A 12,171-nucleotide genomic window follows, 5' to 3' on the forward strand; every position below is an offset into this window, starting at 1 on the left:
TCACGCGCGGAGGGCCATAGCGACCAACATGGATGATGATTTCGAAGTGCGCGGGTTGCATGAGCAACTGTCGGAGGAGCGCGCAGCCAAGGGTGAGGCGTTCGACCAGCGAATCGCGCTTTTCACCGCGATCCTGGCGACGCTGGCGGCGGTGACCAGTTTCCTCGGCGGGCATACGCAGAACGAGGCGCTGCTCCACAAGAACGAGGCGGTGCTGATCAAGGCGCAGGCGTCGGATGCGTGGGGCTATTATCAGGCGGAGGATTTGAAGCGGCATATCGCGCAGATGGAGGTCGACCTCGCGCCGCCCGGGTTCGATGCGACGCAGATGGCTGCGCACCGGGCGGATATCGCGCGGTACAAGGCGCGGGGGGCGGCGTTGAAGCGGGAGGCGGAGACGCTCGATCGGCGCTCGGCGGCGGCGGATGGAGAGTCGGACGAGGCTCTGCGGCCGCATACGAAACTGGCGCTGGCGGTGACTGCGATCCAGGTGGCGATCGCGCTGGCGTCGATTACGGCGCTGACCGGGCGGCGGTGGTTGCTGTGGGTCGCGGGGGCTGCTGCGCTGGTGGGGGCGTTGTTGGCTGGGATGGCTTGGTTATGATCCCTCGATCCTCCCCCGCCAGGGGGAGGTGTCGCCGAAGGTGACGGAGGGGGAGGATATGGAACGGCGGTTGTCCTCCCCTCCCCCTCCGTCTGGCAAGAGCCAGCCACCTCCCCCTTGCGGGGGAGGATTAGGTGGTCAGATGTCCTGGACGAGACGGCCGTATAGGTCGGGGCGGCGATCGCGGAAGAAGCCGAACGCGGCGCGGTGGCGCTTGACGATGTCGAGGTCGATCGTCGCGGTGATGACGCCCTCGTCGTCGCGGCCTAGCTCGGCCAGGATGTCGCCGCGCTCGTCGGCGATGAAGCTGGTGCCGTAGAAGGTCTGGCCGTGCTCGACGCCGACGCGGTTTGCCGCGACGATCGGGACGACGTTCGAGACCGCGTGGCCGACCATGGCGCGGCGCCAGAGACGGGCGGTGTCGAGCGACGTGTCGTGCGGCTCGCTGCCGATCGCGGTCGGGTAGAACAGGATTTCCGCGCCCATAAGCATCATCGCGCGCGCGGTCTCCGGGTACCATTGATCCCAGCAGACGCCGACGCCGAGCGTCGTCCGCCCGGCGTCCGACGCATGCGGCCAGACCTTGAAGCCGGTATTGCCGGGACGGAAGTAGAACTTCTCCTCGTAGCCGGGGCCGTCGGGGATGTGGCTCTTGCGGTAGACGCCCTGGACGTTGCCGTCGGGGCCGATCATCGCGAGGCTGTTATAGTGGTGCGGGCCGTCCGCCTCGAAGAAGCTGGTCGGGATGGTGACCTTGAGCGCCTCGGCGAGCGCTTGCATCGCGAGTACCGCCTTGTGCTCGCCGACCGGTGCGGCGTTGGCGAACAGGCCCTCGTCCTCGACGCGGCAAAAATATTCGCCCTCGAACAGCTCGGGGGGGAGGATGACCTGCGCGCCCTTCGCGGCGGCCTCGTGGACGAGGCGCGACACGTTGGCGATGTTGCGGTCGATGTTGGGCGTAAAGCCCAGCTGAAGCGCGGCGACGGTGATCTCGGTCATGGCGGCGCATATAAGGTGACGCGCCATGGAGTGCGAGCCTTCTTGCTGTTCCCTCGCGGAGGCGGGGGTCCAGGGTCTCGGGCGGTGTCGTTTGTGATCCTGGGCCCCCGCCTTCGCGGGGGAACAGCTCCCGGGTGCGCGCGCGATTGACACTGCCCTGCCCTGTCCGACATGCGGCGGGGATGATCGATCAGACGCTCCCCCCAAGCTGGCAGGCGCTCGCTGCCGAGTTCGACGCGCCGTACATGCGCGCGCTCGATGCGTTTCTGGAGGCCGAGCGGACGGTGGGGGTTCGGGTGTTTCCGGAGGAGGCGGACCGGTTTCGTGCGTTGGAGCTGACGCCGCTGGATCAGGTGCGGGTCGTGATCCTGGGGCAGGATCCGTATCATGGCGAGGGGCAGGCACACGGGCTGAGCTTCTCGGTGCGCAAGGGCGTGCGGACGCCGCCTAGCCTGGTGAATATCTACAAGGAGCTGGAGGCGGATCTCGGGATCCCGCGGGCGTCTCACGGCATGCTCGATCATTGGGCGGCGCAGGGCGTGCTGTTGCTCAACGCGGTGCTGAGCGTGCGGATGGGGGAGGCTGCGTCGCACAGCAAGCGCGGGTGGGAGCGGTTTACCGATGCGGTGATCGCGGCGGTGAACGCGCAGGACAAACCGGTCGTGTTCCTGCTTTGGGGGGCGTATGCGCAGAAGAAGGCGGCGTTCGTCGACGATGTGAGCAAGGGCGGGCGGCATCTGGTGATCCAGTCCGCGCACCCGTCGCCGCTGGCGGCACGGAACGGGTTCTTCGGATCGCGGCCGTTCAGCCGGGCCAACGACTTTCTCGAAACCAAGGGCCGCGCGCCGATCGACTGGGCGCTGCCGGAGACCGACTAATGAGCGACGAATATGTCTATGACGAAGCGACTGGCGAGTGGGTCGCGGGCGGTGCGGCGACGGCTGTTGCGGCGGATGATGGCGCGGTCGTGGTGCGGGATTCGGTCGGCAACGTGCTGGCGGACGGCGACCAGGTGACGCTGATCAGGGACCTGACCGTGAAGGGCGCGGGGCAGACGCTCAAGCGGGGCACGCTGATCAAGTCGATCCGGCTGACCGGTGACGCGCAGGAAATCGACTGTCGGTACGAGGGGATCAAGGGGCTGGTGCTGCGCGCGGAATTCGTCCGGAAGCGTTAGGTTGGGAGATGGCCGGCGCCAAAGGTCACGATAAAGTTACGCTCGGAAACGACGCCGGCCAGGACCTTCATGGTCATCCTCACCCTCCTGGGCGCGGACCCTCTCGGGATATTTGGGCGGGATCGTCGCCTTCGCGGCGGCAAGCTGCGCCTCGAACGTCTGGACGGACGGTGTGGCAAGCGTTGACGCGGGACGACGCTTGGCGACGGGTTCGGCGCGGATATCGGCGACTTCGAGCGCCATCACCAGCGCCTCTGGGGCCATCAGGCGGTGCGGTTCGGCGGGCGTCGGCGGCGCGAGCGCGGCGAGCGTGGCCTCGACCGGCGATACCGGGATGGGCGCCGGCGCAGGCGACTGGCCGGGGGTGCGATAGCGATCGGGTTGGTGCGCGCGCAGGAGGAACATCAGCAGCCGATCGTTGTAGCGGATGCGCTGGCCGACGCGGTTGCCGTCGCGGTCGAACACCGGCTCGGGCGACCCGTTGATCGCGCGATCGAAGGCGAGATCGACCAGCCGCAGCGACGCGGTCTGCACCGCCGCATCCCACGCCGCCGCGAACGCCGCGCCATCGGCCGCGCGGCGCAGGCGGTAGCAGGAGGTCGCCGACATGTTCACCTCGCGCGCGGCCTGCGTGACCGAGCCGGTATCCGCGAGCACGCCGATGAACGCCTGCTGCGTCGCGACCGTCCAGCCATCGTGCCGCACCTTCCGCCGGACCGGCACCCAGTCGTATTCGGCAAGGTCGAAGTCCTCGACCGTCGGGAGGTGCTCCGCCTCGATGATGGTCATCGCGGTGGTCCGTGCGGTTGGCTCGGGAGTGGCCGGTTCGAGAGCGGGGGCGATGTCGGGCATGACATCGCGGCGAGCGCGCGTGCGCGTGGGTTTGGTCATGGCCGGAGCGGATCAGGCGGGCGGCGTGTAGGACAGCGTTTGTGTGGGCTGTTGGACGGGATCGCGCGGCTTGATGCCGGCGAAGGCGAAGAGCGCGCTCTCCTTCAGCCTTGAAGGTCACGTTCGATCTGGAAGACTGGTCCGAGTATCTCGGCTGGCAACAGGCGGGCGCCAAGGTCCTGCAACGGATCAACGTCCTTATCGAGGAATGCAGGCGGCATCCGTTCACCGGTACTGACAGACCTGAACCGCTGCGGCAAAACCTAGCGGGCTGGTGGTCGCGCAGGATCCCTGGCGAGCACCGACTGGTGTACCGCGTTCGTGGATCGGGTGAGGTGCGAGCGCTTGAGGTCTTGTCGTGCCGGTATCATTATTGATGCGCTTGTCGCGTACCCGGCGAAGGCATAGGATCGGGACATGGCACAGATCAGCGTATCTCTTCATGACGACCTGATGGATTGGGCCGAGCGGCAAGTCGCCGAAGGTCGCTATGATAGTCTTGACGCCTATGTCGCTGATCTTGTTACGCGCGACATGGATGATGCTGGAAAACTAGCGGCGTCGAATGCTGCGATCGAGGAAGGTCTTGCTTCGGAACCAACTGACGACTCGATGGCGGACGTGACTGCACGCCGAGATCGCGACGACGATACCCTTGATATCCTGCGCTGGTCCTGGGCTCAGGGTATCGGCAGTGGCCCTCCCGTCGACGGCAATTTCAATGCTGCAGATATAGCACGCCGCGGCGGCCGGTCTGGTGAGGCGGTTCGCAAGCACGGATGAAGATCCGTCGCCTCCCGCAGGCGATATGCGATGTCGACGACATATGGCTGTATATCGCACGGCACGATCCCGATGCGGCAACACGACTGGTCGAGCGACTTGCGTCGAGTGTGGCTCGGCTGGCTGACTATCCCGAAAGTGGTCCGGCTCGGCCTGAGATCGGGGCTGGCGCAAGAAGCATCACGGTCGGCAACTATCTCGTTCTGTATCGGATCGAGCGCGAGAGCGTGGATATCGTACGGGTCGTGCATGCTGCACGTTTCAGCGGCCTTGATCGGTTGCTTAAGAAGCCAGTGATTTCGAGAGAATGAACAGGTCCTATCATCCAAAACATCGCTAGGCCTCAGTTCAAAAGATGGTGCAAAGCCGAGGGCAGGCCTGACCCAAAAACTCTCTTATTGCGAACCTCGTTCTACCATTGTTCCTGCCATACAACTGTGCCAATCTACACAAGTCGACCTGATTCGCTTCGGGCCGCCAAGCTGAGGGAGGAGCCTATTCGAGCGCGTTAAATCAAGATTTTCGCCGCATTATTGACAACTGAATGACTAATCGGTCGGGTTTAAGTCGGCACTATGACAGGCGATGTGGAACACCGCGCGCTCCAGTAGCACATCCGCTTCATCGAAGATCGTACTACGCGCAGCTCAGTTGTAGTAAATGCATGGATCCCATCTTGTATCTTCAATGGAGAAGGCAGATGGAGCAGACAGAATGGTTCCTCCACATGGACAGCCGTTGGATGTGGCGTTGGTTTTTGACCAACCGCCTTGGCCAACCGTTGGCGATGTCGAAGAAGTGCTTCTTCCGTCGTGAAGATGCTCTCCTGAACCTAGATGCTGCTTGCATGGCCGTGATCGGCCTTTAGCGAGTAGTCTACCCGAAGCGATCGGTTGACGGTGGGCAGGGTATTCCCCTGCCCACCAACAATCACTCAGCCGGTAAGTAGATTTCGCTTCCCTTCTCTCGAAATCTTTCACTCATTTCGGCCATGCCCTTTTCCGCATCGGCATGGCTGCTCTTGGCGAAGATCGCTCGGTTGGTGTCGGTTTGATCGACGTCGGCCGCCAGGAACGTATCCGCCGGCGCATTCTGCTTCGCCGCGAAGTCTCGCACTTCCTGCGTGATCTTCATCGAGCAGAATTTTGGGCCGCACATCGAGCAGAAGTGGGCGGTCTTGGCGCCTTCTGCGGGGAGCGTCTGGTCGTGGTATTGCTCGGCGGTGTCGGGGTCGAGGGAGAGGTTGAACTGGTCTCTCCAGCGGAACTCGAAGCGGGCGCGGCTGAGGGCGTCGTCGCGCATCTGGGCGGCGGGGTGGCCCTTCGCTAGGTCGGCGGCGTGGGCGGCTAGTTTGTAGGTTACTACGCCCACTTTCACGTCGTCGCGGTCGGGGAGGCCCAGGTGCTCCTTCGGCGTGACGTAGCAGAGCATCGCGGTGCCGTACCAGCCGATCATCGCGGCGCCGATGCCGCTGGTGATGTGGTCGTAGCCGGGGGCTATGTCGGTGGTGAGCGGCCCCAGCGTGTAGAAGGGTGCTTCGCCGCAGACTTCGAGTTGCTTGTCCATGTTCTCCTTGATCTTGTGCATCGGGACGTGGCCGGGGCCTTCGATCATGACCTGGACGTCGCTCTTCCACGCGCGGTGTGTGAGTTCGCCTAGCGTGTAGAGTTCACTGAACTGCGCTTCGTCGTTGGCATCGGCGATGCTGCCGGGGCGCAGGCCGTCGCCGAGGCTGTAGGCGATGTCGTACGCCTTCATGATCTCGGTGATCTCGTCGAAGCGCTCGTAGAGGAAGCTCTCCTTGTGGTGGCTGAGGCACCATTTCGCCATGATCGAGCCGCCGCGCGAGACGATGCCGGTGACGCGTTTCGCGGTCATCGGGATGTAGGCAAGACGGACGCCGGCGTGGATCGTGAAGTAATCGACGCCCTGCTCGGCCTGCTCGATGAGCGTGTCGCGGAAGATCTCCCAGGTGAGGTCCTCGGCGACGCCGCCGACCTTTTCGAGCGCCTGGTAGATGGGGACGGTGCCGATCGGGACGGGCGAGTTGCGCAGAATCCATTCGCGGGTGTCGTGGATGTTGCGGCCGGTGCTGAGGTCCATCACCGTGTCCGCGCCCCAGCGGATCGACCAGACGAGCTTGTCGACTTCGGCGGCGACGTTGCTGGCGACCGCGGAGTTGCCGATGTTGGCGTTGATCTTGACGAGGAAGTTGCGGCCGATCGCCATCGGTTCGGATTCGGGGTGGTTGATGTTGTTGGGGATGATCGCGCGGCCGCGGGCGATCTCGTCGCGGACGAATTCGGGGGTTACGAAGTCGGGGATGCTTGCGCCGAAGGATTCGCCGTCTCGAACATAGTCTTTCAGCATGGCGCGGCCGAGGTTTTCGCGGGTGGCGACGTATTCCATTTCGGGGGTAATGATGCCGCGGCGGGCGTAGTGCATCTGGCTGACGTTGTGGCCGGGCTTGGCGCGGAGGGGGCGCTTGATGGTGGCGGGGAACTGGGGGACGCCGCCGGAGCGGTCCGGGCCTAGCTGGCCGTTGTCTTCGGGGCGGAGTTCTCGGGCTTCGTAGGATTCCACGTCGCCGCGTGCTTCGATCCAGGCGCGGCGGAGTTGGGGGAGGCCGGCGTTGATGTCGATTGTCGCTCGGGGGTCGGTGTAGGGGCCGCTGGTGTCGTAGACGCGTAACGGGGGTTCGGAGCAGCTCGGGTCTAGGACAATCTCGCGCATGGCTACGCGGGCGTCGGGTCTGGACGGGACCGCTACGTGGATTTTCCGCGAGCCTCGGATCGGGCCGGTGGTTACGCCGATGTCTGCTGTGGGGGTGCGTGCTTCGAAATCGGCCATGCGCTTGCTCCTACGGGTCTCGGAGCAAAGGCTTACGGTTCTGTGGCGACCGCTCCCTCCCTCCGCCGGTATCAACCGGATCAGGTTCAGCGGGTCGAAGGCTCCTGCCTTCCTCTCAAGCGCGGATAAGCGCTCCCCCGGGGTTCGGTGAGCATAGGGGGGTTGGGGTGGGGTGCAATGACGAATTTGGGGGGCCTGAGCGGGGGCGAGGCGTTTGTGCTTAGGGTCTGCCCTTCGACTTCGCTCGGGGCGAACGGGGGGTGCCTCTTGCGATCCTCCCCCGCCAGGGGGAGGTGGCTGGCACTTGCCAGACGGAGGGGGCGGTAATGGATCACCGCTGTTGCGTGTCCTCCCCCTCCGTCACCTTCGGCGCCACCTCCCCCTGGCGGGGGAGGATCGAGCACGTAAAGAAAAGGCCGCTGCCCGGTTTGGGGCAGCGGCCTTTTCTGTCACTCCGCGCGCTGTCAGTCGTAGCTAAGCTACGCCTTGTAGCGTGCTTTGCTGCGCTGGCCGGGCTTGGGCGAGTCCTGCACCAGCTTGGCGCAAGCCGCCCTTAGCCTTAGAACCTAAAGCTCACGGTGCCGCGCAGCGAGTGCCAGCGGAACTGGTCGTCGCTGCGGCGGAAGGTCGTGCCGGCGGTGTTGGGGGCGAGGACGAACGGGTTGTTCGCGAGCAGGATCGGGCTGCCGGTGATCGCGCTGCCGGCGGTGACGAGGACGCGGGCGTCGTCGTCCTTGTACTGGTGGTAGGTGTATTCCATGCCGATCGAGATGTTCTTGGTCAGCTTCTGCTCGATGCCGCCGCCACCGACATAGCCCCACTTCTTGTCCGAACCGGTGGCTGCGAACGCGTTGGCGGTGTTGGTGGTGAAGAACAGGTTGTCGATCTTGGCATAGCCGGCGCCGCCAGTGGCGTAGAACAGCGTGTTGCGCGCGGCGAGGCCGGCGCGGAGGCGGGCCGACCCTTCCCACTTCAGCTTGCGTGCCATCGTGTAGCTGGCGGGCGTGGTCGAGAAAGCGGCGACGCTGTCGGTGATCTCGGACTTGCCGAATTCGCCGACGATGCCGACCACGAACGGACCGCGCTGTACGTCGAAGCCTGCGCGGCCGTAATACGACCAGCCGTCATCGTCGTTGCGGCAACCATAGGCCGGCACGGCGGTGCGGGCCGAGCCGTTGCAGAAGCCCGGCGAGAAGGCGTTGGCGCCGGTGATGGTGTTGACGCTGTCGCTGAAATTGCCGTCGTTGTTGCGGTCGAACAGGATCGACGAGCCAACATCATTGGGCTGGACGTCATAGCCGCCGGCCGCGCCGATATAGACGCCCGAGAACGGATTGCGGTCGCTGTCCGTCGTCATGTCCTGCGCGGCAGCCGGAACGGCAAAAATGCCCGCGGTGGCGAGACCGGCGAGCATGGTGAGCTTCGTTAGGTTTTTCATGGTCGTTCCCCAAACAAGGGTCGCGGTGCTCCCGTGCGCCGCGACCCCAGGTTTATGTTTTAGACGATCGTCGCGATCACGCGTTGGCGCCGCTGGTCCGCAGCGAGTCGAGGCGGTTGTTGGTCCCGTTGGGGAAGAAGCCGCCGCCGATCTTTGCAGTAGGCGTCAGGTAGACGATGTTGTGCACCTGAGCGACCGAGCGGCTGTAGGCCAGGCCGTTGGCGTCGGTGGGCACGATGTTCGAGATCGTTGGATCCGACCCGGTGATGCCCTGGTCGTCGTCGCCGATCACACCGGTCGTCGCGTTGGTGACGGTGCCGTCGAGGCTGTCGCGTGCGTCGCTGATCTGGTTCGCGGCGGTGATGAGCGACGGGATCGGGTTCGGAGTCTGCAGACCCTTGCGGTACAGGATCGTGCGGATCAGGCCTGCGTGATACGCCTCCGCCGCGAGGATGCCGGCGGCCGCCTCGAGATAGGTCTTGTTGGCGATCAGCGGTGCTGCGCCCTTGTAGGCCGACACACCGACGTCCTCGAAGATGTACGCGCCGAGCAGGAAGCTGTTGTCGTCGGCATAGGGGTTGAACACACCCGTCGCACCGATGACGCCAGCCGCACGTGCGGCCGCCGTGAACGCACCCGGAGCGGCTGCCGTGCCGACCGAGATGTCGATCGCAGGCTGGGCGACGGCGGCGCTGCCGAGGGCCGAGCGCAGGAAGGCGACGTGTGCGACTTCGTCGATCGCGATTTCGCGCGCGTATTCACGGACGACGGTGTCCTGGAACGGCACCTGTGCGCCGCCGGTGACCGCACCCTGCGTACCGATGCCGGTCAGCATGTTGGCGTTGAGGCCGACACCGAATGCCGCGAAGGCGTAGAACTGCGCTTCGAGATATTCGAGGTTCAGTGCGACGTTGAGCACGTCGGCGTCGTTGAGTGCCGCGACCGGCGCCGGTCCCGGCGTCGGGGTCGGTGCGAGATCGGAATCGTCGCTGCCGCATGCCGAGAGCAGCGTGGCGCCGCCGATGGCGAGAGCGGAACCGCCGGCGAAGCGCAGGAAGTTACGACGTTCGTTGCGACGGCTGGCGATCGCGTCGAATATTTCCAGCTTGGTATTGAGATCGGTCATTGGGTTAATCCCCTGAATATCGAAGAAGAGCGGGTGATCGGATGACCGATCAGCTTGCCGCGATGCTCGTCTTGATGTTGCCGTTCATGCCGTTCGGGTAGAACCCGCCTGCCGACGCCGCACCCTTGTTGAGGTACACGATGTTGAGCACCTGGCTGGCCGAGCGGCTGAAGGCGACGCCGTTCGCATCGAGCGGAACGATGTTCGACGCGGTGACCGCGGCCTGCGTCGTGCTCAGGTTGATCGGCGTCTGCGAGATGGGCGAGATGCCCTGATCGAGATCGGTCGTACCGTCGAGGCTGTCGCGTGCATTCGAGATCGCATCGGCCGACTGGCGCAGCGACGGGGTCGCGATGCCCTTGCCGTACAGCGTCGTGCGGACGATCGCGGCGTGATACGCCTCGACCGCGAGCAGGCCGGCGGCGGCTTCGAGATAGGCCTTGCTGGTGAGCAGCGGGGCAGCGCCCTTGTATGCGGTCACGCCGACGTCTTCGAAGATGAACGCACCGAGCAGGAACGCTTCGTCCGAAGCGTACGGATCGAACGCGGTACCGGCGGGGACGAGGCCAGCAGCCTGTGCCGCGAGCGAGAACGCGCTGGTCGGCGAGACGCTTACGTCGATCACCGGTTGCGCGACGGCGGCGGAGCCGAGTGCGGTGCGGAGGAACTTGACGTGAGCGATCTCGTCCTGCGCGATCTCGCGTGCGTACTGGCGAACGATTGGGTCGGTGAAGTTGACCTGACGGCCACCGCGAACCGCACCCTGCGTGCCGGTCCCGCTGAGCAGGCTGTTGTCGAGGCCGGTGTTGTAGGCGGCGTAGGAATAGAACTGCGCCTCGAGATATTCGAGGTTGAGTGCGAAGTTCAGGACGTCCGCATCGGTGATCGTCTGTGCCGACGCCGACGTGGAGAAGGACAGCGCGGTCGCACCGGCTGCGGTCATCGCAGCGGCGCCCAGCGCGGTCTTGAAGAATTCACGTCGCTCGCTGCGGCGTTCCACTCGCGCATCGAGGGCTTCGATCAGGTGCACGCTCTCGGTCATATCAGGGTCCTCCCCTTGCTGTTGCGGACGTCGAAATGCTCTGCGGCAGTCGCGCAACGGGGCATGCCCCGATCAGGTCGATTGCTCGAATCCCGCTCGTAACGCGCTCAATTACGGACATAAAAAAAGCCGTCCGTGGCGAGGAACGTACGCGGATGAAGAATGGATGCACGGTTCAAGGGGGTGCGATGAAATAAATTTCACGACCCGGCAGAGAGGCTTACCTGCTTGCGATGATTGGGGTTTTGGTGGCGGCTGGATGCCGGCTTCACCTTTTCTTGGTCCTCCGGGAAAACGCCCGGCAGGCCCTCTTTTCTCTCCCTACCGGAGACAGAGAAAAGGTAGCGCGTTCGGCGGATCGGGCCGAGCCGGATCCGCCGAAATCGATAGCTTAGAACGTGTAGGTCAGGCCGAGGGCGTAGAGCCACTGGTCCGCATCACCGACGTCGGCGACGATCGGCGTGTTCTTATACTTGCCGAGCATGCGACCGTAGAGGACGCCGGCGCCGACGCCGAAGCCGTGGCGCAGATCGCCCGAAAGGCTCTGCACGACGAACAGCGAGGCGTTCGCACGACGGAAGCCGCTGTCGTTGATGTCGTAGGTGCGCAAGCCGCTGTTCAGCGAGCCGATCGGCGTCACCGCGGCATAGGTGCGGCCGAAGCCCTTGCCGGCATAATCCGCCGACACGCCGAGCGAGACGAGCGTGCGGACCGACAGCGGCGTGGTGTAGTTCACCTGAGGCGTGATAACGTAGCTGTCATAGGTGCCCGAAACGTCGTGGACGTACGCGACGCGCGCGGTGATCGTGTCGTAGTCACTGGTGATGACGCCGGTCTTGCCGATGCCGACATAGCCGCCGAGCTCATACGCGGTATCGATCTTGCCGAGTGCGCGGACCTGGCGGTTGTCGATGTCGCCGGTGCGATCGCGGCGGATGCCACCGATGACGCCCACTTCGTAGTTGATGCCGACCTCGCCCGTGTTCGGGATCAGGTTGAAATAGAGCTGTGTGCCGCGAAGGAAGAAGTCATGCCCGCGCACCGTGCCGACGATCGCGCCGGCGGGGGTGAAGGAATTGCTGTCCGCACCCTCGTAATCGGGCATCGACACCGCACCGACCGCTATGGTGATACGGTTGTTGTCGCGCGGGTCCGTGATCGTCGGCGACGGGTTCGGATCGGTCTGGGCGAGCACCGGGGTGGCGGTTGCCAGCACCGCAATTGCGGCAGACATGAGAAGGGTGAATGCGCGCAAGGAAAT

14 protein-coding genes and 1 riboswitch are annotated in these 12,171 nt (G+C 64.7%); of the genes, 7 read left to right on the forward strand and 7 right to left on the reverse strand.

Translation table 11 applies throughout. The features are described 5' to 3' along the window. Positions 1–28 precede the first annotated feature (28 nt). Entirely contained in the window at positions 29–604 is a 576-nt protein-coding gene (locus tag AC1ME3_RS05940; RefSeq protein WP_480955237.1) for a DUF4337 domain-containing protein, read from the forward strand. A gap of 138 nt (positions 605–742) precedes the next feature. On the opposite strand, the gene aguB is transcribed toward AC1ME3_RS05940, so the two are convergent. Next, entirely contained in the window at positions 743–1,603 is an 861-nt protein-coding gene (gene aguB / locus AC1ME3_RS05945; RefSeq protein ID WP_480955238.1) for an N-carbamoylputrescine amidase, read from the reverse strand. Between the two features lie 182 nt (positions 1,604–1,785). On the opposite strand from aguB, the gene ung reads away from it, so the two are divergent. Continuing rightward, positions 1,786–2,481: a uracil-DNA glycosylase gene (ung, locus tag AC1ME3_RS05950; RefSeq protein WP_480955239.1), complete on the forward strand. Its 696-nt coding sequence runs from the start codon at positions 1,786–1,788 to the stop codon at positions 2,479–2,481. Then, a complete protein-coding gene (locus AC1ME3_RS05955) occupies positions 2,481–2,780 on the forward strand; it encodes an alkylphosphonate utilization protein (RefSeq protein ID WP_480955240.1) in 300 nt (99 codons plus the stop codon). The genes ung and AC1ME3_RS05955 overlap by 1 nt, the downstream gene beginning before the upstream one ends. A 36-nt stretch (positions 2,781–2,816) precedes the next feature. Here the strand turns inward: AC1ME3_RS05955 and AC1ME3_RS05960 are convergent, their stop codons facing one another. Further along, complete coding sequence (locus tag AC1ME3_RS05960; RefSeq protein ID WP_480955241.1) at positions 2,817–3,671, reverse strand: hypothetical protein; 855 nt, start codon at positions 3,669–3,671, stop codon at positions 2,817–2,819. A 110-nt stretch (positions 3,672–3,781) separates the two neighbouring features. Here AC1ME3_RS05960 and AC1ME3_RS05965 point away from each other — a divergent pair, with 110 nt between their 5' ends. The 4 genes from AC1ME3_RS05965 (at position 3,782) to AC1ME3_RS05980 (ending at position 5,322) form a co-directional block, all read left to right on the forward strand. Beyond that, on the forward strand, positions 3,782–4,048 hold the full coding sequence (locus AC1ME3_RS05965) for a Txe/YoeB family addiction module toxin (protein WP_480955242.1): 267 nt from the start codon (positions 3,782–3,784) through the stop codon (positions 4,046–4,048). Between the two features lie 40 nt (positions 4,049–4,088). Then, positions 4,089–4,454, forward strand: a complete 366-nt coding sequence (locus AC1ME3_RS05970; RefSeq protein WP_480955243.1) for a ribbon-helix-helix domain-containing protein — start codon at positions 4,089–4,091, stop codon at positions 4,452–4,454. Further along, on the forward strand, positions 4,451–4,765 hold the full coding sequence (locus AC1ME3_RS05975; RefSeq protein WP_480955244.1) for a type II toxin-antitoxin system RelE/ParE family toxin: 315 nt from the start codon (positions 4,451–4,453) through the stop codon (positions 4,763–4,765). The genes AC1ME3_RS05970 and AC1ME3_RS05975 overlap by 4 nt, the downstream gene beginning before the upstream one ends. A 389-nt stretch (positions 4,766–5,154) precedes the next feature. Then, on the forward strand, positions 5,155–5,322 hold the full coding sequence (locus AC1ME3_RS05980; protein WP_480955245.1) for a hypothetical protein: 168 nt from the start codon (positions 5,155–5,157) through the stop codon (positions 5,320–5,322). Between the two features lie 62 nt (positions 5,323–5,384). Here AC1ME3_RS05980 and thiC read toward each other — a convergent pair whose 3' ends face one another. The 5 genes from thiC to AC1ME3_RS06005 all read right to left on the reverse strand — a co-directional run bounded on the left by thiC (position 5,385) and on the right by AC1ME3_RS06005 (position 12,144). Beyond that, positions 5,385–7,304 carry a phosphomethylpyrimidine synthase ThiC gene (thiC, locus tag AC1ME3_RS05985; RefSeq protein WP_480955246.1) on the reverse strand — a complete coding sequence of 640 codons (1,920 nt, stop codon included), beginning with the start codon at positions 7,302–7,304 and terminating at the stop codon, positions 5,385–5,387. Between the two features lie 54 nt (positions 7,305–7,358). After that, a riboswitch (TPP riboswitch) is annotated at positions 7,359–7,447 on the reverse strand. A gap of 416 nt (positions 7,448–7,863) precedes the next feature. Further along, a complete protein-coding gene (locus AC1ME3_RS05990; RefSeq protein WP_480955247.1) occupies positions 7,864–8,742 on the reverse strand; it encodes an outer membrane protein in 879 nt (292 codons plus the stop codon). A gap of 76 nt (positions 8,743–8,818) precedes the next feature. Next, on the reverse strand, positions 8,819–9,868 hold the full coding sequence (locus AC1ME3_RS05995) for a ferritin-like domain-containing protein (RefSeq protein ID WP_333961058.1): 1,050 nt from the start codon (positions 9,866–9,868) through the stop codon (positions 8,819–8,821). Positions 9,869–9,917: 49 nt separating this feature from the next. After that, complete coding sequence (locus AC1ME3_RS06000; protein ID WP_480955248.1) at positions 9,918–10,910, reverse strand: ferritin-like domain-containing protein; 993 nt, start codon at positions 10,908–10,910, stop codon at positions 9,918–9,920. 391 nt (positions 10,911–11,301) lie between these two features. Continuing rightward, on the reverse strand, positions 11,302–12,144 hold the full coding sequence (locus tag AC1ME3_RS06005) for a MipA/OmpV family protein (RefSeq protein WP_480955249.1): 843 nt from the start codon (positions 12,142–12,144) through the stop codon (positions 11,302–11,304). Positions 12,145–12,171: the final 27 nt, after the last annotated feature.

The organism is Sphingomonas sp. BL2 (genome assembly GCF_056680015.1).